This is a genomic window from Rhizobium sp. FKL33, assembly GCF_005222915.1.
Lineage (GTDB): Bacteria > Pseudomonadota > Alphaproteobacteria > Rhizobiales > Rhizobiaceae > Rhizobium_E.
The window spans coordinates 42,211-63,944 of the sequence record NZ_STFX01000034.1; the positions used below are offsets into that span (position 1 = coordinate 42,211).

20 protein-coding genes are annotated in these 21,734 nt (G+C 60.0%); 3 read left to right on the forward strand and 17 right to left on the reverse strand.

Annotation, left to right across the window (positions count from 1 at the left end; genetic code table 11):
• Position 1: 1 nt before the first annotated feature.
• The 3 genes from E8Q41_RS20275 to E8Q41_RS20285 all read right to left on the reverse strand — a co-directional run bounded on the left by E8Q41_RS20275 (position 2) and on the right by E8Q41_RS20285 (position 2,833).
• Positions 2-487, reverse strand: a complete 486-nt coding sequence (locus tag E8Q41_RS20275) for a FixH family protein (RefSeq protein ID WP_137157386.1) — start codon at positions 485-487, stop codon at positions 2-4.
• Positions 484-2,067, reverse strand: coding sequence for a cytochrome c oxidase accessory protein CcoG (gene ccoG, locus E8Q41_RS20280; protein ID WP_137157387.1), 1,584 nt, complete (start codon positions 2,065-2,067; stop codon positions 484-486). Before ccoG ends, E8Q41_RS20275 begins: the two co-directional genes overlap by 4 nt.
• A 124-nt stretch (positions 2,068-2,191) precedes the next feature.
• Positions 2,192-2,833, reverse strand: coding sequence for a hypothetical protein (locus tag E8Q41_RS20285; RefSeq protein ID WP_137157388.1), 642 nt, complete (start codon positions 2,831-2,833; stop codon positions 2,192-2,194).
• Positions 2,834-3,299: 466 nt separating this feature from the next.
• Here E8Q41_RS20285 and E8Q41_RS20290 point away from each other — a divergent pair, with 466 nt between their 5' ends.
• The gene (locus tag E8Q41_RS20290) at positions 3,300-4,130 is read left to right on the forward strand and encodes a sulfotransferase (RefSeq protein WP_137157389.1); all 831 of its coding nucleotides are present in this window, start codon (positions 3,300-3,302) and stop codon (positions 4,128-4,130) included.
• 15 nt (positions 4,131-4,145) lie between these two features.
• Here E8Q41_RS20290 and E8Q41_RS20295 read toward each other — a convergent pair whose 3' ends face one another.
• From E8Q41_RS20295 to ccoN, 7 genes are all read right to left on the reverse strand, one after another.
• Positions 4,146-5,141, reverse strand: a complete 996-nt coding sequence (locus E8Q41_RS20295) for a glycosyltransferase family 2 protein (protein ID WP_137157390.1) — start codon at positions 5,139-5,141, stop codon at positions 4,146-4,148.
• A 37-nt stretch (positions 5,142-5,178) separates the two neighbouring features.
• Positions 5,179-6,921 carry a beta-1,6-N-acetylglucosaminyltransferase gene (locus E8Q41_RS20300; RefSeq protein ID WP_137157391.1) on the reverse strand — a complete coding sequence of 581 codons (1,743 nt, stop codon included), beginning with the start codon at positions 6,919-6,921 and terminating at the stop codon, positions 5,179-5,181.
• A gap of 249 nt (positions 6,922-7,170) precedes the next feature.
• Complete coding sequence (locus E8Q41_RS20305) at positions 7,171-8,187, reverse strand: hypothetical protein (RefSeq protein WP_137157392.1); 1,017 nt, start codon at positions 8,185-8,187, stop codon at positions 7,171-7,173.
• Between the two features lie 42 nt (positions 8,188-8,229).
• Positions 8,230-9,090: a cytochrome-c oxidase, cbb3-type subunit III gene (gene ccoP / locus E8Q41_RS20310; protein ID WP_137157393.1), complete on the reverse strand. Its 861-nt coding sequence runs from the start codon at positions 9,088-9,090 to the stop codon at positions 8,230-8,232.
• Positions 9,091-9,093: 3 nt separating this feature from the next.
• Entirely contained in the window at positions 9,094-9,246 is a 153-nt protein-coding gene (locus E8Q41_RS20315; protein WP_137157394.1) for a cbb3-type cytochrome c oxidase subunit 3, read from the reverse strand.
• Between the two features lie 10 nt (positions 9,247-9,256).
• Positions 9,257-9,994: a cytochrome-c oxidase, cbb3-type subunit II gene (gene ccoO / locus E8Q41_RS20320; protein WP_137157395.1), complete on the reverse strand. Its 738-nt coding sequence runs from the start codon at positions 9,992-9,994 to the stop codon at positions 9,257-9,259.
• Positions 9,995-10,006: 12 nt separating this feature from the next.
• Positions 10,007-11,629 carry a cytochrome-c oxidase, cbb3-type subunit I gene (gene ccoN, locus E8Q41_RS20325; protein ID WP_137157396.1) on the reverse strand — a complete coding sequence of 541 codons (1,623 nt, stop codon included), beginning with the start codon at positions 11,627-11,629 and terminating at the stop codon, positions 10,007-10,009.
• 199 nt (positions 11,630-11,828) lie between these two features.
• Between ccoN and E8Q41_RS20330 the strand changes: the two genes are divergently transcribed.
• A complete protein-coding gene (locus E8Q41_RS20330) occupies positions 11,829-12,332 on the forward strand; it encodes a hemerythrin domain-containing protein (RefSeq protein WP_137157397.1) in 504 nt (167 codons plus the stop codon).
• A 347-nt stretch (positions 12,333-12,679) separates the two neighbouring features.
• On the opposite strand, the gene E8Q41_RS20335 is transcribed toward E8Q41_RS20330, so the two are convergent.
• The 3 genes from E8Q41_RS20335 to hemN all read right to left on the reverse strand — a co-directional run bounded on the left by E8Q41_RS20335 (position 12,680) and on the right by hemN (position 15,978).
• Positions 12,680-13,603 (reverse strand): glutaminase, encoded by a 924-nt coding sequence (locus E8Q41_RS20335; RefSeq protein ID WP_137157398.1) that lies wholly within the window; start codon positions 13,601-13,603, stop codon positions 12,680-12,682.
• Between the two features lie 133 nt (positions 13,604-13,736).
• Positions 13,737-14,213 (reverse strand): PAS domain-containing protein, encoded by a 477-nt coding sequence (locus tag E8Q41_RS20340; protein WP_170976554.1) that lies wholly within the window; start codon positions 14,211-14,213, stop codon positions 13,737-13,739.
• 415 nt (positions 14,214-14,628) lie between these two features.
• Positions 14,629-15,978, reverse strand: a complete 1,350-nt coding sequence (gene hemN, locus E8Q41_RS20345; protein WP_137157400.1) for an oxygen-independent coproporphyrinogen III oxidase — start codon at positions 15,976-15,978, stop codon at positions 14,629-14,631.
• 185 nt (positions 15,979-16,163) lie between these two features.
• Between hemN and E8Q41_RS20350 the strand changes: the two genes are divergently transcribed.
• Positions 16,164-16,892 (forward strand): Crp/Fnr family transcriptional regulator, encoded by a 729-nt coding sequence (locus tag E8Q41_RS20350; RefSeq protein ID WP_137157401.1) that lies wholly within the window; start codon positions 16,164-16,166, stop codon positions 16,890-16,892.
• A 6-nt stretch (positions 16,893-16,898) separates the two neighbouring features.
• Here the strand turns inward: E8Q41_RS20350 and cbiB are convergent, their stop codons facing one another.
• From cbiB to cobA, 4 genes are read right to left on the reverse strand one after another with little or no spacing between them, the layout of a single operon-like run.
• Positions 16,899-17,879, reverse strand: a complete 981-nt coding sequence (cbiB, locus tag E8Q41_RS20355) for an adenosylcobinamide-phosphate synthase CbiB (protein WP_137157402.1) — start codon at positions 17,877-17,879, stop codon at positions 16,899-16,901.
• Positions 17,880-18,899 carry a threonine-phosphate decarboxylase gene (locus E8Q41_RS20360; protein WP_137157403.1) on the reverse strand — a complete coding sequence of 340 codons (1,020 nt, stop codon included), beginning with the start codon at positions 18,897-18,899 and terminating at the stop codon, positions 17,880-17,882.
• A gap of 3 nt (positions 18,900-18,902) precedes the next feature.
• Entirely contained in the window at positions 18,903-20,186 is a 1,284-nt protein-coding gene (locus E8Q41_RS20365) for a cobyrinate a,c-diamide synthase (protein ID WP_137157404.1), read from the reverse strand.
• Positions 20,183-21,022, reverse strand: a complete 840-nt coding sequence (cobA, locus tag E8Q41_RS20370) for a uroporphyrinogen-III C-methyltransferase (RefSeq protein ID WP_137157405.1) — start codon at positions 21,020-21,022, stop codon at positions 20,183-20,185. The genes E8Q41_RS20365 and cobA overlap by 4 nt, the downstream gene beginning before the upstream one ends.
• Between the last annotated feature and the right edge of the window lie 712 nt (positions 21,023-21,734).

The window sequence follows — 21,734 nt, forward strand, 5'->3', positions numbered from 1 at the left end:
GTCACTTCTCCGGCTGATAGATGCGGACGGCCTGATGATAGACGGTCTTGCCGGCGTCGATGGCGGCGAGGTCAACGATCCATTGGCCGGCGGCGAGCCTGTGATCAAGCGCATAGACGCCGGGCGCGACGCGCGGGAGCTTCAGGGCGAAGTCCTGCTTGTCGCCGACCGGACGGTGGAGGATCGCGGTGATCTCGGGCAGATGGCCGATCTCCGCGGTCGGACCCTGCAGCCGGTATTCGAGCCGGCCGCCGTCGATCTTGAAGGCGCCGCTATAGCCTTCTTCGGCCCAGTGGCGCGCTTCCGCGGCCTTCATGTTGAAGTCCTGGCTGGCGACATAGGTGTTCTTGGCGAGGATGCCGCTCCAACTGGCGCTCGCCATATAGGCCATGAACACATTGACCGAGATGATGACGCCGAAGAAGGCGATCATGATCGCCAGCATGTGGCGGCCGGTGAAGGGTTTGGGTTCAGCCAGATTGCTCATTTACGTTTCTCCGGAACGATGAAGCTCGCCGAATAGTCGTCCGCCTCGCCCGATGTCCGGTACTCCACATGGAAGGTGAAGTCGCGGGTTTCGGACGGTAGCGCGTCCTTCGGCATGGTCACGTAGATTTTCAAGGATTTCACTGCATCCGGCTCGAGTTCGACGCCAAAAAAGCGACCCTGCGACCAGGACTCGCCCGCGATGCTCATGGTCGCCCCGGGCATATCGCGCAGCGACAGCATCACAAGACGCGGCTCCGGCACCATGTTGAGGATCTTGACGGTGTAGCCGTTGCGAATGGAACCGTCCGATTCCATCACATATTGCGGATTGCGGTCATGCAGCACGTCCATCTGCAACCGTTCGCGCATCATGAGCGCCGTCACCAGCCCGACGCCGATCAGCGACCAGAGCACGGTGTAGAGGATGATGCGCGGGCGGAAGATGATCCGCCAGTCGAAATGGCGGATCTTGTCGTGATAGCGGCCGTCGGCGTCGCGCACGCGGGCGGGATCGATGGGCGCCGTATTGTCGTTGGTGGCGATCGCCATATTGGTGGAATAGTCGAACAGCGTCGAATAGCCGATCAGGCCCCTGTCGCGGCCGAGCTTGTCCATCACGCCGTCGCAGGCGTCGATGCAGAGCGCGCAGGTGATGCATTCGAGCTGAAGACCGTCCCTGATGTCGATCCCCATGGGACAGACCGCCACGCAGGCGTTGCAATCGACGCAATCACCGACTGTCTGGCCCGAGGCGACCGCCTTCTTGGCGTGGCGCGAGCGGGGCTCACCGCGCCAGTCGTTATAAGTCACGACCAGCGAATTCTCGTCCAGCATCGCCGCCTGGATTCGCGGCCATGGGCACATATAAGTGCAGACCTGCTCGCGCATCAGACCGCCGAATACATAGGTCGTCGCCGTCAGCGTGGCGATGGTGAAATAGGCGACCGACGGCGCATGGAAAAAGATCAGGTCATGCAGGAGAATGGGCGCATCGGCGAAATAGAACACCCAGGCGCCGCCAGTCAGGACGCCGATAAGGATCCAGACCGCGTGCTTGACCGTGCGCTTCCAGATCTTGTCGAAACTCCAGGGGGCCGAATCGAGCTTGATGCGGGCGTTGCGATCACCTTCGACGGCGCGTTCGACCACAAGAAAGAGATCGACCCACACCGTCTGCGGACAGGTATATCCGCACCAGGCGCGCCCGACCGCCGTGGTGACGAGAAACAGCCCCAGCCCCGCCATCATCAACAGGCCCGCGACGAAATAGAATTCCTGCGGCCAGATCTCGATGAAGAAGAAATAGAAGCGCCGGTTGGCGAGATCGATGAGGATGGCCTGATCCGGCGCATAGGGGCCGCGATCCCAGCGGATCCAGGGGGCAAGATAATAAATGCCCAGCGTGATCGCCATCACGATCCACTTGAAACGGCGGAAAGCGCCCTCGGCGCGTTTCGGATGGATCTTCTTGCGCGCGGCGTAAAGCGGCTGGCGCACCTTGGCGGCATTGACCGGCTGCGCCTCCAGACGCTCGATCGTCGCCTCCTCGGCGGGCAGATCTTCCGGGCGGACATTCATGACGGAAACCCCTTCTCTTGAGGCTTCCCGTTTTAATCCCCGCCCGCAAACGCTCCTTGATATAAGTCAAGCCCGGGCAATGTGCCGCATCGGCGACGGCAGGCCGATGCGCAAGTCGTATGGTTCAACCGCGCTTTACGCAAATCCCGGTTACGTTCGCCACGGAACCATCTGGCCTGAGTTTGTCGTAGATCTCAAAATCGGGGGCGAAGTGCTTCCTGACCCTCGCCAGCGTTTCACCGCTTGCGTCGAGGCGCCTGTCTTCGGAAACATTCGACTTCGGCAGATTGAGCGGTTTGTCGAGCAACTTGGAGACATAATCCACGAGCGCATCAAGATCCGTGTAACGGAACAACTTGTTGACGCCGACATAGCCGTCATTGTCGAGCGCTACGGAGCAAGGACCTCCCAGACGCGCATATTCGGGCGCGTCTTTCCTAGGAAGCAAAAGCGCCTTGAGATAATCGTCGAAGCTTATGTTGCCGGTAAACTTTCCATGAAATTTCGAACCGGGCCGCGCGAGATCACCCCGTGAATTATAGCGATACCAGCTGCCGAACCAATCGATGGGCTCGCGCATAACCGACACCACGGTCAGTTTCGAACGATCGACTTTCCCTCCGGAAATGAACGGAGCGACCTTGTTTATAAAGGTTCCGTAGGGAACATGCTTGGCGGTCGGCGGCGTTCTGATAGCTGTCGAAGCCTCAGAGGACAGCGCTTCATGCAAAGCCGTCGTGCCGGTTTTGGGCTGGCAAAGAAGCACCAGCCGCTTCTTGTGAAAGTAGAGCATGAAATGGACTCCGATGGCGACATCGCATCAAGGGCGCGATGTCATGGGACGCTAAAGTCAGCGGCAAGCGCTATCTCAAGACGTTTTATACGTCAATAACATTCAAACGCTGATTCTCACGGGCTTTTGCAGAACAAGAATGGAATTCCAGAGCTCAAAATTCGCCACTTGAGATTGAGGTCGCTCATGACGAAAGCTCCAGGGACCAACCAGGACCCGAATGGCATTTTCAGCGCGGAGAGGATTTTCCGGGCCTGAATTCGACTGTACAAGATAGGCAGCGATGTGTTTATGAGAATTCGCAGCAGAGGCGCGACGGCGACAAAGGATTGCGGCCGCGCTCCTTGCGACCGGGCTGACGCCAAACCATGCCTAAGCGAAATCAATGTCTGGCTGCCGGACATATCAGGATCTATGAAATTCAGGTGACGAGGTGACTATGGCTCTGCCGCAATTCTTATGCATCGGCGCTCAAAAGGCCGCAACTTCATGGCTATACGTCAATCTTCAGCGGCATCATCAGATCTGGATGCCTCCGGTCAAGGAGCTGCATTACTTCAACCACTTGTTCGTTCCGGAAAACCGCTCCTGGACCAACTATCATATCAGGACAAACACGTCTTCCGCAGTTCGCCATCATATCAAGAACGGCGACTATGTGGATTTCGGCTATCTGCGCTATCTCTGCGGCTTGATGACCGACCCGTTCACGGAGACCTGGTACAGAAACGCCTATGATCGCCCCAATGCGAAGGGCAAGGTGCTCGGAGACATCACGCCCGAATATTCGACCATTCCCGAGCAGGGCATCGACTATGTCAGGAGCCTGCTGGGAGCCCCGCGGCTGATTTATATCATTCGCGATCCGGTTGCCCGCGCCATGTCGCAGCTTCGTATGGCGCTCGAACGCCAGCCTCGCGACAACATGCAGGAATCGGACTGGCGCGCCATGGTCGAGGATTGGGACGTCAACAATCGCGGCGACTATGCAACGTTCATTCCGCGCTGGCGCAGCCGCTTCGCCGATCAGGACTTCCTGTTCCTGCCTTTTGCGAAGGTCAATCAGGATCCGCACGGCGTGATGCGCCAGGTGGAAACCTTCCTCGGTGTCGACCCTGCCAAGAGCTATGACGGCACGGAAGAAAAAGTCCACAAAACCAAATCCGCGCCAATCCCGGCTTTCGTTCAGGATATGTTGAAGGACAGGTTCAAGGGCCAGTATTCATTCCTGGAAATGGAATTCGGCAAGGACTTCGTGTCGCAGCTTTGAGCTGCGACACTTTTCTCAGAACCAACTGCCTCTATTGATCAGGCCGAGCCGGATCAGCTGCTCCGGATTTTCATAGGCCACGCTCAATCCGTCGCAGTAGAACACCGGATCCTGGGTATCGACATACTTCCGATATTCGGCGCTGGCGTTGTAATGCTCCTTGCGGTGCATTTCCTCCTTGGCCTTTTCCTGTAGGGACGCCAGGAACTTGAAATGAAAGAGCGCGCCGGTGATCGCCGGGCGCCCGTCATTGCCCACCTTATGCAAGCGGCGTGGACGGATATCGTGCATTGAACTGGTATAACGATAGGTCCAGCGCCACCACACGATTGGAACCTTGTTGAGCGCCGGCGAACTGTGCGGCGAATTTCGATTGTACACCCGCATCCGCGGCCCGCCGCGCGTATAGGTTTCGGTATCGATGCTGGCTTCCTGAACATAGCCGTCACGATCAAAATAGGGGCAAACCGCAAATGGGTCCTCGCCGGAGGCATAAACTGCCTCGCTGAGCCGACCGGGTCCATAAGCGTCGAGCATCACGCAGTGAAAGGCGTCGCGCTTCTCGTTTTTCATGAATTCGCCGAGATCACGCAGATCGCGTGTTTCCATGTTCGGATAAACGAGAAACTCGTCGGGGTCGACGGTCACGCAGAGGCGGCTGCATCCGTATTTCCGGAGCAGATAGTTGCACCATTCCATGCCGAAATTCGAGGCGCGGTAACTGTCCTTCGTATGCCAGACAGATACATCCTTCTGACTGCGCGCCCAGTCCTGCAACCCGTCGCTCGAATCATTGTCGACGATCAGAAAATGCCTGACGCCGAGCTTGCGGTAATAGTCGGTGAAAAACGGCAGGCGAAACAATTCGTTTCTCAGGCAGGTCACCAGAATGATGTCATTCTTTTTGAGCGCGGCGGTGTTGTCGACCGCCAGCCGCAGTTGCCGTCCGAATTTGAAGAGGGCCCAGTGGCGACCAAACTGGTTCTGAATAATCGTGCGTAAGCGACTCATCGGTCATTTCCGTTGCAAGAGGCGAGCAAGGACAGGGTCATGCGGGAAAGACCCGTCGTAGAATTTCCCACTTTCCTTCGCTGCCCAGAAAAGCATCCGTCAGGGGGCGCTGCGATGGCGTCATCGACGACAGGATTTCCTGGGGGCTGATGGTCAGGAGAGCCTCATCGATTTTCGCGATGTTCTCACCGATGACGTCGCCAACCCGCCCATAAACTCCGGCGCTGATCTTCCGAAACTGCTCATTGCTGGCGACCTGTTTTTCGCGGGACCGCAGGAGCAGCTTGAGTATTTCGCTTCGCGCCTCCGGCTTCAAATGTGTGTCGATGGTGTTCCACAAAGCGCGGAGACCGGAGCCGTCGCCTTGTTTTTCACTCACCGTGGCGTTCGAATTGAGCAGCCAATAGAGCGACCACGCCTCATCGGAGACGTTCCCCGGAACGATGGGCAGCACCATGCCCGCGCCGCTTTGCAGAAGCGCGCGCTCGGCGATGGGATGCTCCCCGGGGCACAGTTCGAAAACGAGAGGCGCTGAGCAGCGGCTCAGGATGCGGGAAAAATAGTTTCCACCGTCGAAATTCCTGATTTCCACATCGTCGGGCGTCAGCCCCTGAAAATTACGTACACCCGGACCGAAATCAACTTTCTCCGGATGCATGATGCGCCCCAGCACCGTCAGATCGGTCGTCTCTCGCAGCAGGGCGGCGATCTTGGCGGTGAGTACGGGCGGCCCATACAAAACTGCGTAGGGCTGTTGGCAATAGGCAAGCGTGGCGGCCAATCCCTTTCGTCCCAACTGGTGGAAAAGAGTCGGCCCATTGGCCTCCGATTTCGGCAAATCGTCGAGGATCCGGTCGGTCCTCAATGGGAACTCTCCGCGCGCGGGAATATGAGGCGCCGGCTTGGCGGCAGGCCGTAGGGCCACGTCGCGAAAATGTTCACGAAGCGCCGAGGCTCTACCTCCTATCTTCCGAGCAAAGAAGAATGGAAGATCCTTCAGAATATTCTGGTGATCATTCAAAAATACGAAAGGTTTTCCCCAATCATTGAATTCAAAAAACGTCAGCGTGCGATCGGAAATCTTGTCATGCGCCGTAAATCGATAAGCCATCGTCTGAAAAAAGCATTCATCCGGTATCCAAGTATTCTTGAAAAACCGATAGACCGCCCCATTTTTGTCGGCATAGTCAAGAATTTTCTCGCACAACTTCCAGCTCAGGCACCACCATTGAGATCCCCAGCGCGGTTCGAGACCGCGGGGGAAACTGCGTTTGGGCATGATCGCTCTCTGGACCAGGTAACTCCAGTGGAACAGCTTGTAGCGTCGCTGAAAGTTGAAAATGTGTCGATACTGGTAGCGTTCGTGCCTCAATCCGCCCTTGATCCAGTTTTCATCGCGACTCTCGATGAACTCCATGTTCGGATGGCGATCAAGAAAATCCGACAATTCGGCAAGGGGGCGGATCGGCATGCAAGCGCCGCTGATCAACATGACGCGCTCGCAGTCGAGCTTGGCTTTCCTGATATGGCGCAAAGCCCGCATCGGTGCTTCGACGAGACTGAAATCGCCCCAGCCGCATTTCACGCGGTTCTTCAGCACATGAACTTGATCATTCGCGGCGAAGCGGGATGAGAGTTTCGCAAATTCGGATTTCGAGGAATTGAGATCATAGTGGACGACGACATGCGTGTCGCTTCTCCAGGACGCCAACAACGCGACGAGATCGCCGACCTGCTCCGCATTCTCGTGCGCCAATACAACAAACGCCAGCTTTGCCATTATGTCTCACTCACTTATGCTTTCATAAGCATTTGGGATTGAGCGTGGATATAACGAATGAGCGCCCGATCGCAAATATGTATGTTAAATTTTATTGTTGTTGCGACGTTGTCGGCGAAATTTCGGATTGCGCCGACTGAAGCCGCTCATCGACGGTTGAGAACCGGCATACGCCAAAAATACCCAGATCGCCTCGCCATCGAAGGCCGGAGCAAGCGTCCGTCTCCGATGGACTGCATGACGAGCGCGTCAAACAACAAATGACACGCCCTCGAATTCCCTGGCGATAAATTCGAGGTCCTCGGCGTATTTCTGCTGGTAACTGGCCATCTCCTTTTGCGAGAGCGGCTTGAAGGCCGGGTATTGCTCGCCTCGCGGAAAATTCACGGACAGAATCTGGAGCATTTTGCGATGCTCCTTGCCTTCCAGCACAGTCCCAAGAGCTTCATAGGCGCTGATCGCGATCTGCGAGAAAGATTCCCGGACGCTTTCGTCCTGGCTGTTCAATTCTGCGGCGTCGAACCCTATCATGTGTGACAGGATCTGGTTCTCGCAGGTCCGGAATTTGGCGAAATCCCAGAGATAAATCCGCGCATTCGGCGCAGCGCTCCGAACATCGCGGATCACCTTCACCCAATTGAAGCCCGATTCCCGGAAGGCGTCCATATAGGTTTCGAACTTGATGAATTTTTGGTGTCGCAGATATTCACAATACATAGACACCACGAAAGCAGAATATTCTCGCAGGGAAAGATAGATATCCGGCGCGGATACGTTCAGTGTTTTGACGACGAGCTTAACCCGGGAGGCGGCATCGGGATAGAAGGTCCCCTTCTTCACCAACTCGCCGGCCATTCCAAGAATATTTTCTTCGGAAACAATGACATCGCCGGCAGCGGCCAATTCCGCCATCTGCGCGATGAATGCTCGGTTTTCTTTTCCAGCGCCATACACCAGAGGCGTGAACGACTTGCGCAACTGTTCAAGCTTGAAGAAATGCAGATCATTGCGCTTCAGGACCCCGCGGTTCTGCGCGAATTTTCTCTGGATATACGTCGTCGCGGTTTTGTGCGCTCCGAGATGCAGCACCGTTCTAGGCATCAGCCAACTCCCTGTATTGACCATGTTTCCTGTAGCCGCCGCGCTTTCACGGTTCAAGCAGCCTCGCAGGCGTGCAAGGCCGAAATTTTCGGGCTCCCCATAAAAAAGCCGCGCCTTTTCAGGGGCGCGGCAGTCGAGCATGACCGGAAGGATCCGGCTGATCATGCTGGAGAGATCGTGTCGCCCGGATTGCTCCGGGCGAGGAATTCATTCGCCGCCGCCCAAGGCGTGGACATAGACCGCGAGCTGCTTGATCGTCGCATCCGACAGACGACCGCCCCAGGCGGGCATCATGCCATGCTTCGGCGCGTTGACCTGACGGATGACCGCTTCTTCGCCTTCGCCTTTCAGCCAGATGGCGTCGGCGAGGTTCGGCGCGCCGAATTCGCGGTTGCCCTCGGCGTTTTCGCCGTGGCAGGAGGCGCAGTTGTCGGCAAAAAGCTGCTTGCCGGGTTCGACCATGGCCGCATCCGCCGGCGTGCCGGTGAGGCTGACCACATAGGCCGCGACCTGCTTGATCTCCTGCGGCTGCAGCATTTCCGCGAAGGCCGGCATTTCCGAGGCCCGGGTGTCGGGATCCTCCGAGCGGATGCCGTGCTGGATCGTGGCGTAGATGTCGTCGATCTTGCCGCCCCACAGCCAGTCATTGTCGTTGAGGTTAGGGAAGCCGGGACCGCCCTGCGCGCCCGAACCATGGCAGGGCGCACAGTTCACCTTGAAGGCGGCGGCGCCGCCGTTCATGGCGAATTCATTGAGTGCGGCGTCCTTCGGGATGTCGGCGACCGGAGTTGCCGAGATCTTGTCGATGAACACCTTCTGCGCCTCTGAGGCGACGCTAACTTCCTGGGCGAGTTCGCCGCGGCTGGAATAACCCAGCACGCCGCGCGTGGCGTCGCTGATGAGCGGCCATGCCGGAAAGGCGATGGTGTAGCCGATGGCCCAGACGATCGTCGCATAGAAGGTGTAGACCCACCAGCGCGGCATCGGGTTGTTGAGTTCCTTGATGCCGTCCCATTCATGGCCGGTGGTCTCGACGCCCGAGAGTTCGTCGATTTGTTTCTCTGCCATTGTTCAATCCTCCTTGAGAGGGATAAGCGCGGCCTCGTCGGCGTGTTTCTTCGCGCCGGGCCGGAAGATGAAGACGATCGCCGCCGCGAAGAAGGCCAGCATGGCCAGCATTCCCCAGCTGTCGGCGAAGGCGCGCATGGCTTCGTAGGTTTCCATGGCGCTCTCCTCAGCGATAGCCAGAGGCGTCATTGTAGGTGGAGAAGTCGACCAGCGAGCCGAGCATCTGGAGATAGGCGACAAGCGCGTCCATCTCGGTCAGCTTGGCGGGATCGCCGTCGAAATCGCCGACCTTCGCCTTGGGATAGCGGGCCAGCAGCGCGGTGGTGTCCGCATTGGGATCGGCCTGCGCCTTCAGGTCGTCCACGGCCTTGTCCAGCATCTCCGTCGTATAAGGCACGCCCACCAGGGAGTTGGCCTTGAGGTTGGCGGTGACGTTGAGGTCCTTGATGTCGAGCGGCGTCGTCTTGAGATACGAGTAGCTCGGCATGATCGATTCCGGCACCACGTCGCGCGGTTCGGTCAGGTGCTGCACGTGCCATTCGTTGGAGTAGCGGCCGCCGACGCGGGCGAGATCCGGGCCTGTGCGCTTGGAGCCCCACTGGAACGGATGGTCGTACATCGATTCCGCCGCCAGGCTGTAATGGCCGTAGCGTTCGACCTCGTCGCGGAACGGACGGATCATCTGGCTATGGCAGACATAGCAGCCTTCGCGGATATAGATGTTGCGTCCGGCCAGTTCGAGCGGGGTGTAGGGGCGCATCCCCTCCACCTTTTCGATCGTGTTCTCGAGATAGAACAGCGGCGCGATTTCCACGATGCCGCCGATGGTCACGACGAGCAGCGAGCCGACCAGGAGAAGCGTGGCGTTTTTCTCGAGGATTGCGTGTTTATCAAGCAAAGCCATGAGTGTGCTCCCTTACTCGGCCGGTACGGCCGCAGGCATGGCGCCCGGAAGCGGCGCTTCCTTGCGTTCATAGCCCATGATTGTCATGAAGATGTTGAAGCCCATCAGCAGCGAACCGGCCAGATAGAGGACGCCGGCGAGCACGCGCAGCACGTAGTAAGGGAACATGGCCGCGACCGATTCCGCGAAGGAATAGACCAGGAAGCCCTGCTCGTTGTACTCGCGCCACATCAGGCCCTGCTGGATGCCGGCGACCCAAAGAGCGGCGGCGTAGATCACGATGCCGATCGTGGCGAGCCAGAAGTGCCAGTTGACCAGACGCAGGCTGTACAGGCGCTGACGGTTCCACAGCTTGGGCGTCAGGTAATAGACGGCGCCGAAGGTGATCATGCCGACCCAGCCGAGCGCGCCGGAATGCACGTGACCGATGGTCCATTCGGTGTAGTGGCTGAGCGAGTTGACCGCCTTGATCGACATCATCGGGCCTTCGAAGGTCGACATGCCGTAAAAGGCGATGGCCATGACCATCATGCGGATGATCGGGTCGGTGCGGATCTTGTCCCAGGCGCCCGAAAGCGTCATCAGACCGTTGATCATGCCGCCCCAGGAGGGCATCCACAGCATCACCGAGAACACCATGCCGAGCGTCTGCGCCCAGTCGGGCAGAGCCGTATAATGCAGGTGGTGCGGACCGGCCCAGATATACATGAAGATCAGCGCCCAGAAATGGATGATCGACAGGCGATAGGAATAGACCGGACGGTTGGCCTGCTTGGGCACGAAATAATACATCATGCCGAGAAAGCCTGCGGTCAGGAAGAAGCCCACCGCGTTATGGCCGTACCACCACTGCGTCAGCGCATCCTGCACGCCGGCGAAGACCGGATAGGACTTCACGCCGAGGAAGGAGACCGGGATCGCGAGATTGTTCACCACATGCAGCATCGCGATCGTCACGATGAAGGACAGGTAGAACCAGTTCGCCACATAGATATGCGGCTCCTTGCGGATCAGCAGCGTGCCCAGGAAGACGACGAGATAACAGACCCAGACGATCGTCAGCCACAGGTCGACATACCATTCAGGCTCGGCATATTCCTTGCCCTGGGTGATGCCGAGCAGATAGCCGGTGGCGGCCATCACGATGAACAGCTGGTAGCCCCAGAACACGAACCAGGCGAGGTTGCCGCCGAACAGACGGACGCGGTTGGTGCGCTGGACAACGTAAAGGGAGGTCGCCAATAGCGCATTGCCGCCGAAGGCGAAGATCACGGCGGACGTATGCAGCGGGCGCGTGCGGCCGAAATTCAGCCAGGGCTCGATATTGAGGTCCGGAAAGGCGAGCTGCAGCGCCACGACGACGCCGACCAGAAAGCCGACGATGCCCCAGAAGGTGGTTGCGATGACGCCGTAGCGCACCACGCCGTCATTGTATTCGGACTTCGCCTGAGCGGCGGAAACCTGACCCGCCGGCGCGAATTTCGCATGGCGAAGCAGAAGGATCGTTCCGAGCGTGAGCGATATGAACGCGATGAACATATGCTGCTGGAACAGGTGGTCCTGGGCGAACCCGGCGGCAAGCAGCGCCAGGAAGGCGCCCAGCGCCACGAGTATCGTTTCGAGTGTGTAATTCATTGTTGGCATCCCCCAACGTCCCTGGATTTCTTCGTCCGAAGCCGGACCAAGACGCAAAGGAGCCCAAAGACGAAGATTCCTCTGCGGTCCCTCGACACATCTCAGGAAGGGGCAAAAGCAGCCTTGATCTGAATCAAGGCTCAAACGGCTTTTTCCAGCGATTGTGGATATACGCGACAATGCCCGAGGGGTGACCGATATGTCCGAACTGATCCTCGAAGAAGCCGGCAACAGAGCCGCATCGAATACGGCAGGCGCGCACCTGCCTCTCGACTGGTGGCTGAATGCGCATCAGGAGCAATTGCGCCTCTGCGCCGAGCTGGAACAGATCGCCGATTCCCTCCCCGCCAATGTCAATCGTCAGAAATGCCTTTACGCCGCCAAGGCGCTGGGGCCGATGATCAAGGGCCTGCATCACTACGAAGAGAATGTGCTGTTTCCCGCGCTCGAGACCCGCGGCCTCGCGGGCGATCTCAGCAAGACCCTCGCCCGGCTGAAATTCGAACATTTCGAAGACGAATGTTTCGCCGAAGAACTTTCGGAACGCCTTCTGCTGCTCGGCGCTGGCGGCGGCGAAATCAATATGGAGGCCACAGGCTACATGCTGCGCGGCTTCTTCGAAGCCGTTCGCCGGCACATCGCCTTCGAGCGCGAGCACCTGATCGACAAGCTCGACGACGCCAGGTTCGAACGGGCCGGATGAAATCGAGCCTCGGAAACAAAAAGTCCCCGGCTCCTGGAGGGCGCGCCGGGGACTTCTTTTTGGGGACCGCCCAGGGAAGAGGCGGACATGGCGCGGTCTAAATCTCAGACGCTGGCGTGTTGACTTGCAGGGGAAGTCGCCGAGCGCCGCAGGTTCAAAAAGCGAGGATTGCCTTTCGCCTGCGCCACGAGAATTACTTAGCATACTGATATTAATTCAGGCAACCGGGCAAATTTGGTCGCAACTGAGTTAACTTATTTAATTCAATTACTTAGCTATTTTTTGATTGAGTTGCGGCGATCGGATTGAGCCGAAACTGGCGAGGAAGACGCCTAAACGGCGAGCAGTCACCCGAAAACGGACCAGCCCGTACGACGCGCGAGATAATCCAGCGCGCGCGTGCCCGTGGCGGAATTTCCGTTTTCGTTGAGCCCGGGAGACCAGACCGCGATCGCCGCCTTGCCCGGGGCGATGCAGAGAATGCCGCCGCCGACGCCGCTCTTTCCCGGAAGACCGACATGAAAGGCGAAGTCGCCCGAGGCGTCGTAATGGCCGCAGGTCATCATCAACGCATTGATGCGCCGCGCCCGTTCAGCCGACACCGCGTTCGGCCCTTTGGCGGAGATGCGGCCATTGTTGGCGAGGTACACGCCGGCGCGGGCGAGTTGAACGCAATTCATTGCCAGCGCGCATTGATGATAATAGACGCCCAGCGTCTTCTCGACGGGATTGTGGATATTGCCGAAGGAATACATGTAGTTGGCGAGCGCTGCGTTGCGGAAGCCGGTCATTTGCTCGGACCGCGCCACCTCTGCGTCGATATAGATCGACTCGTCATTGGCGAGACCGCGCACGAAGCTGAGGATTTCGCCCAGCGTTTCCCGCGGCTGGTGTCCGGACAGGAGCGTGTCGGCCACGACGATGGCGCCGGCGTTGATGAACGGATTGCGCGGGATGCCGTGCTCGTTTTCGAGCTGCACGATCGAATTGAAAGCCGTGCCCGACGGCTCTCGGCCGACACGTTTCCACAGCCCCTCGCCCACGCGGCCCAAGGCGAGCGTCAGCGTGAAGACTTTGGAAATGCTCTGGATGGAAAAGACTTCCTCCGCATCGCCGATCTGGTGCACGGCCCCGTCGATGGTCACGATCGCCATGCCGAATTTTCGGGGATCGACCTTGGCGAGGGCGGGAATATAGTCCGCCACCTTGCCTTCGCCGATATGGGGGGCGACGTCCCGGTACACGGCGGACAATACATCGTCGATCTGCAACGTCTTTTCTCCGAATAACAGCGTCGGATTTCGCTTCTAAAGCAATTTCAGCCAAAGAGGGAAAGAGTTTCGCGCACTGATCACGCGAAAGCGCGTGATTGCGCCCTTTCGGGCTCGCGCAGTAAAAAACCGCTCAATGTTCCACCGGCGCTACGGTCCGGATGAGAAGCATGACAGCCCCCGACTTTTGGCCACCGAGTTCGAAAGGCTTAATGTCCGAGACGAAGCGATCAAAGCGCAAGCCGCTCGTCGCGACGCCGTCGGACATTGCCCGATCGATAAATGGAGCGATTTCGAAATAATGACCGTCATTGCAGAAAAAGCTCTTCAACGGCGCGCCAACCGCGTCTTCCGGATCGCATCCGAAGCGCGAGCAGAAACGCTTGTTGGCGAAGATCAGGTTCCCGTCACGCCCTACAAGAAGCACGCTGTCCGGCAACTGGTCTAGCAGCGCCTGATTGATTTCGTTGCTGGCCCGCAAACCACCTGTTTTCTTGCTTTCCGCCGCGGCGTTGCGCGCGCGGTCGCGGAACATGCGGTCCAGCACCTTCATCATGGCGCTCGCCTTGTCCACCACGCTCGCCCGATCGCCGGCGTCATCCTGCAGCAATTCGCAGATCGCCCTGAGCTGCTGGTAATGCTCTTCCGGGCATTGTCCCACATCCCAAAGCACCTGACGGATCATCGGCTGTATTTCGCTGTCGAGCCGCTCAACGAGATCATCCTCGCCGAGAGCGACGGCGTCAGATAACTGAATGCATTTGTCGCGCAACTCATTTATCAGAGATCGCAATTCCGCTCCCCCACTCAATCCTTCCAGCGAACGCGATAAAATCGCAGGCTCGATGGCTTATGTATATTTTACACCAGCCATCTGTAAAGTTTGATATGCGCATATTTGCAAACGAGACCCGATAGCGAATGAATTTCAATACACTTTTTCTGGGGGCATTCTCCCTATTCCGTCCGCCTGGGCTCTGGCTGGGCGCGAGCCTCCGAACTGGATGACTTTGCCCGCGCCGTGTTCAAACGGCGGCCGAATGTCTTCCGAGTCCGCGGTTCAGATAGGCGTCGAAACCGGCAGCGATCGAACGCACAAAGGGTTTCGCCTCGTCCGCGACAACGAGACGATCGCCAACAAGAGCGATATGTCCGTCAGAATCGGCGGCAACCATCGACTGCGCCTCGGCCAGGATCGTTCCCGCAACGGCCCCGAAGCGCGCCGAAAGATCGGCGAAGGACAACTGATAATCGCACATCAACCGCTCGATGACATAGGCGCGCAAGAGATCGTCCTCGCTGAAGGCGACGCCGCGCACAGTCGTCAACTCGCCTGACAGCGCCTGCTTCTGATAGACGCCCGTGGCCGGATTGTTCTGGACATAGCCTTGCGGCAGTTTTCCGATAGACGAGGCGCCGAGGCCGATCAGCGCGGTCGCGCCTTCATCCGTATAGCCCTGGAAATTGCGCGTGAGCCTGCCCTCCTGCATCGCCACGGCGAGCGGATCGCCGGGACGGGCGAAATGGTCGATGCCGATCGGAATGTAACCGGCCTCCCGCAACATGCCGCCCGCCCTGTTCATCAGGCGGTAGCGCATCTCCGGCCCCGGAAGCGAGGACTCGTCGATCATCGTCTGGTGCTTCTTCATCCACGGCACATGGGCATAGCCGAACAGCGCGATGCGGTCCGGGTTGAGATAGATGATGTCGTCGATGGTTTCGGCGAGCGTTTCCATCGTCTGATGCGGCAGGCCGTAGACGATATCGCAATTCAGCGACCTGACGCCCCGCTTGCGTACCTCCTCGACCACGCTGCGCGTCTGGGAGAAGGTCTGGATGCGATTGATCGCCTGCTGGACCTTGTCGGTGAAATCCTGCACGCCGAGGCTCGCGCGGGTCATGCCGATCGCCGCCAGCGCGTCGTAACGCGGTCCATCGAGATCGTTCGGATCCATCTCGACGCTGATCTCTGCATCCGGCGAGAAAGTGAAGGCCGAGGCGAGCCGCGCCTTGAGCTCGATCATGTCCTCCGGCGCGAGCATGGTGGGCGAGCCGCCGCCGAGATGCAGCGCCGTCACAAGAGCCTCGGGCGACACCCGCGCGCCCACCGTTTCGATCTCGCGATAGAGCGCATCGAGATAGGCCCTGACAGGCTCATATTTCTGCGTCTGCTTGGTGTGGCAGGCGCAGAACCAACAGAGCCGGTCACAATAGGGGATGTGGATGTAGAGCGACACCGTGTCGCGCGCTCCGAGCGCCCCGAGCCAGGTCGCATAGGTGGAGGGGCCGATCTCTTCGTGAAAATGCGGCGCGGTGGGATAGGACGTGTAGCGCGGCACGTTGCCGGAATATTTGCTGAGAAGATGCTGGGCCATCGGGTCCTCCATTGACATGGACCCTAGTTCCGACTCCGCGTTTCAACTTTGATCTCAATCAATTCGCGCTTCTGGAAATTTACATATCGTCAAGTTCATAGTCAAAACGGACCACAGAACATTGGTCGCATTTCGCAAGAAAATTTAGGCGGCTATAAGCACTGAAGACAAACGGGTCGAGGGCGATGGACAATCCGCGTAGGGACATTCACAATTCCGAAATTCCGGTGGTTTGCAGGGCCTGCGAAGCGCGGCATGGCGGCGTCTGCGGCGCCATGAACGCCCAGCAACTGACCGAACTCAGCAAATTCACCACCCGCAAGAAACTGTCAGCCGGCGCGGAGCTTCAGGGACAGGGCGAAAAGATCGCCGCCTACGCCAATATTCTCAAAGGCGTGGTGAAGCTGACGAAAATGCTGTCGGACGGACGCCAGCAGATCGTCGGGCTGCAATTCGCGCCCGATTTCCTCGGCCGCCCCTTCTCCACCGAGAGCAGCCTGACGGCGGAAGCCGCAACCGAAAGCGAAATCTGCTCCATGCCGAAGGGCGTGCTCGACCGCCTGGTGGCCGGCTCTCCCGAACTCGAACATCGGCTCCACAACCAGGCGCTCGCCGAACTCGACGAGGCCCGCGACTGGATGCTGACGCTCGGCCGCAAGACCGCGCAGGAGAAGGTCGCGAGCTTCCTCTACATGATCGCCACCCATTTCGATCCCGAAAGCCTGGACGAAACCAGCTTCGACCTGCCGCTGTCGCGCGCCGACATTGCCGATTTCCTCGGCCTGACCATCGAAACCGTCAGCCGCCAGATGACCAAGCTGCGCGCCGACGGCGTGATCCAGGTTGAAAACAACCGCCATGTCAGCGTGCCCGACATGGACCGCCTCGCCGAAGTCGCCGGCATGGATATCTGACCGGCGTCAGGCCGCCAGCATCAGGACAAGCGCCAACAGCGCAACCGCCACATTGAACACAGTGCAGGACGACGCGTAGACGCCAAGCGCCTCGTCGATGTCGGCTGCGTCGATGTCGCGGCGGCCGGCGGCGTTTTGCAGGGGTTCGGACACGGTTTCGCCGGCATAAACGCGCGGTCCCGCCAGCGCCACGTCGATCGCCCCCGCCATGGCCGATTCGGGCCAGCCTGAATTCGGCGAGCGATGCAGTCCGGAATCAGACACCGCCGTCGTCAGCGCCCGACGGGCGGCCTTCGGTCCTTTCTGGAAAAAGGCGGCAAGCGCAATCACCAGCGCCGACAGCCGCGCAGCCGGCCAGTTGGCGAGGTCGTCGAGCCTGGCCGAGGCCCAGCCGAATTGCAGATAACGGGGCGTCTTGTGGCCGATCATCGAATCGGCGGTGTTGAGCATCTTGTAGGCGAAAATGCCGGGCAGGCCGAATACCGCGTAGTAAAGCGCCGGCGCGATGACGCCGTCGGAGAAATTTTCCGCCAGCGTTTCGATCGCGGCGCGCGAAACTCCCGAGCGGTCGAGCCTGTTGGGGTCGCGCCCGACGATCATCGCCACCGCCTTGCGGCCGCCCTCCAGCCCCTCGGCCCGCAATCCGGCCGAGACGGCGGCGACATGGTCCGACAGGCTCTTCTGGGCGAGCAGGACCGCCACGATCAGCACTTCGAGGATGACGCCAAACGGCCCGAGCGCCATCAACAGGCGGTGAAAGAACCAGCCGACCAGAATGCTGCCGAACAGGAGCGCGACGATGCTCAGCACGCCATAGGAGCGGCGGTCGCGATCGTTCAGGCCCTTGCCGTTGAACTGCTTGTCGAAAAAGGAAATCGTCTTGCCGAAGACGACCACCGGATGCGGGATTTTCGCCCAGAGCCAGTGCGGATCGCCGACGAAGCGGTCGAGCGTCAGCGCGACCGCCAGCATGATCAATGTGAGCATCTATCCCTCGAAGGAGGCGAGCGCTTGGGCCAGCCTCCGGTCCCCTTCCTCATCCGGCGCAAGTCCGATCCGCAGCCAGTCGGCGGCATAGTCGAACTTGCGGACCAATATATGGGAGCGTGCGAGATGTTCAAAGAGCGCCGCGGCATTTTCGTGCGCAACCGTCTGGAAGAGATCCGTGCCGCCGACGCGCCGAAGCCCGGCGCCGTCGAGCGCCGCCGCAAGCGCCGCCGACCGCGCGGCGATGCCTTGCGCGACACGGCTGGCGTCGCCCGACATCAGTTCGGCGGCGAGATGCAATGCGGGGCCTGAGACGGCCCAGGGCCCGAGCTCGGCCTCAATGAAATCAAGCGTCAACGCATTGGTGAAGACGAAACCGAGCCGCACGCCCGCCAGGCCGAAGAATTTTCCAAACGACCTGCTGACGGTGACATTGGCGGTCGAGGCCGCGAAGCCGGCCAGCGTCGCCTCGGGACGGGAATCGCCGAAGGCTTCGTCGACATGCAGCCGCGCGCCGGACGCCTCCAGCTTCTGCGCCAGATCCCTGAGGTCGTCTGTGTCGTACTGGCGGCCGGTCGGATTGTTGGGATTGACGACGATGACCAGGCCGTGGTCGGGCCGCAGATCAGCCATGCCAGCGATCTCGTCGACCCGAAAGCCGGCGCGGCGGAAGCACAGGCCATATTCGCCATAGGTCGGCGAGAGAATCGCCACCGGACGATCGGCCGGCGCGAGACGCGGCAGGATCTGGATCAGCGCCTGCGTGCCCGGAACGGCGAGCGGCAGACCGGCGGCGTCGCGATCATCCTCGACGCCGCGCAGATACCAATCCCGCGCCGCAATTCTCGCCCTTTCGAGCAGATCGGCGTCCGGGAGCCGGTTCCAGATCCGGAGCGGAATGTCGGGAAGGACGGGAGGATTGGGATTGATGCCGGTGGAGAGATCGAGCCAATCGCCGGGCTCGCCGCCATAGATCCGCGCCGCCGCTGCGAGCGCTCCGCCATGCAGGATGCGCGTCATGGCTCAGCCGCTCCCGAGATCGATGAGATGCATGTAGGAGCCGGAGACATTGCCGCGCGTGAGCCCGACCGCGCCGAGATCGGTCCCTTCGGCGTCGCTCACCGCAAACAGCCTGTCGGCCTCGCCCTCATGCGCCGCCTTGGAATAATGGAATTCATGGGCGTTGAACCGAACGCCGGCATAGGGCCCCGAAAGCGCCCTCGCCCGGCGATAGCCGAGATGCCGCTTGCGCTCCGCGAAGGTGGTGACCAGCGGCAGAAGGCCGAGCATGTGATGCTGCTGCCCTCCGGCGTCGATCAGCCCCTCGCCCAGCGCCATATAGCCCCCACATTCGCCATAGATCACCGCGCCCGCCGCCGCATGCGCCGCCATGCCCGCCTTGAAGCTGGCGGCGGCGGCCAAGCGGCCGGCATGCAGTTCCGGATAGCCGCCGGGCAGATAAACGGCGTCGGCATCCTCATCAGGAGCTTCGTCCGCAAGCGGCGAGAAGAACCTGATATCCGCGCCCTCGGCCCGCCAGCCGTCGAGAAGATGCGGGTAGGAAAAAGCGAAGGCCTCGTCGCGCGCCACTGCGATCCTCTGACCGAGCGGCGGAATACGGCAGACGACCGCCTCGACCGCAGCCGTCGGACGCTGAGCGAGCCTGAGCATCGCGTCGATATCCACGCGCTCCGCGACCCTTTCCGCAGCGTAATCCATGAAAGCGTCGATCGCGCCGATCTCGCCCGCCTGCACCAGTCCGAGATGCCGTTCCGGCAGGCTGAGCTGCTTGTCGGACGGCATCACGCCCAGAATGGGAATACCGAGCCCCTCGAGCCCGCTGCGCAACAGTCGCTCATGCCGGGGGCTGCCGACCCGATTGAGGATGAGGCCGGAGATCCTGACCTCTGGATCATGCGTCGCGTAGCCGCGCACCAGCGCGCCGACCGATTGCGACATGCGTCCGCAATCGACCACGAACACCACGTTCAGCCCCAGAAGCTTCGCCAGATGCGCAGGTGATCCGACGCCGTCGGCGGCGCTGTCGAACAGGCCCATCATCGCCTCGATGATCAGCGGTCCCGACGACGCCTGCCGATGCAACAATTCGGGCCGCATCGCCCAGGGGTCGAAATTCACGCAAGGGCCGCCGGATGCGATGGCGTGGAAGGCGGGATCGATGTAATCGGGTCCGGCCTTGCCGGCATTCACCGTGACGCCGCGACGCTTCAGCGCTCTCAGCAGGCCGAAGGTGATCGTGGTTTTGCCCGATCCCGACGACGGCGCCGCGATCAGAAGACCGCTCATGCCGGGTCCTTGAGGCCGACAGGCCCGAGCGGATCGCCGACCAGGGTGCGTCCGCTCAGCGCGCCCAGCCAATCCAGCCCGCCGCGCAGGCGCACGACGTCACCGAGCACGATGATGGCCGGCGGTTCGATGCCGTTGGCCTTGATGACTCCGTCGGCATTGGCGAGCGTGGTTTCATACACGCTCTGTTGGGCGGTGGCGGCGTTGCAGACGATCGCCAGGGGCTCCAGCGGCTTGCGGCCGGCGGCGATCAGCTTGCGGGCGATTTCGGCCATATGCTTCATCGCCATATACATGACGATCACGGGCGAGCCGCGCCCGACCGCCTCCCAGTCGATCCTGTCGGGCACGATGCCCGAGGAATCATGACCGGTGAGAAAAGTGACGGTGTGATTGACCTCGCGATGGGTCACCGGAATACCGGCATAAGCGAGCCCGCCGATCCCTGCTGTCACACCCGGCACGATGCGGAAATCGACGCCGTGATCCACCAGCGTCAGCGCCTCTTCGCCGCCGCGCCCGAACACGAAGGGATCGCCACCCTTCAGGCGCAGCACGCGCTTGCCCTGCTTGGCGAGATCGACGAGACGAAGGGAAATGTCGCGCTGCTTGGCCGACGGCTTGCCGCCGCGTTTGCCGGCATATTCGAGCTCGGCGCCGGCATGGGCGAATTTGAGGCAGGATTCGTCGACCAGCGCGTCATAGACGATCACATCGGCCTCGCGCAGCGCCTTGACGGCGAGCAGCGTCAGCAGGCCGGGATCGCCGGGACCGGCGCCCGTGAGCCAGACGGTTCCGGGCAGGAATGCCGGCAAATGCGAAAAGAGTTCGTCCATCCCTGCTTCCTAAAGCGCCTCGGCGCCATTTGCAATCGAGCCGCCGTCATTGAACCGTCACATGGGCCGCGCCCGCATATCTCTCCACACTAACGCGTTCACGTCCGCGCCGCCTAGCCCCTTTGCGACAGTCCGTTCGTCGTTCACGCAACAGGAGGAGGCGTGGCGTTTTCAGACGGAGTGGAGGGAGGGTGAATCCAAACGAAAGGAAATTCGGGTAAACTGCTGATTTCTTGGGTCTTTAGCGCACACCGCGCTGCACTCTTCATCCGACCGCCGCCACCTTCGCCCAGCATGACAGCGAGAAGTGCGAATGTGGCAAAGTCGGCGCTCCATCCTCCTTGGCCTAGTCGGCCCGAACCTAAGATTTTGGCCTACGCGACGAACAAGCGTGCAAACCGTGACGATAGACGGCTTCCGCGTCCGCTTGTCGCAGAATGTCACAATCAACCCTAATGTGACGGAAGGGAACGTCACATTCGACTGTCACTGTTAGGCACACCCAAATGCGCCACAGGTTGGAATCCTGCCCCAAAAATCCCCGGCAATTCACTTAATTTTGCGAGCGCGTTTTGCAACAAAGATTCTCGACTGATTTCAATGAGCGGCTGATACGTTGAAAAAGTCAGGCAGACCGTCCTAAAACGCTACGGGGTTGGCGGATCATCATTCGGTAAACTCTAACCGGAGGGCTGTATTGTTCTTTGCGGCT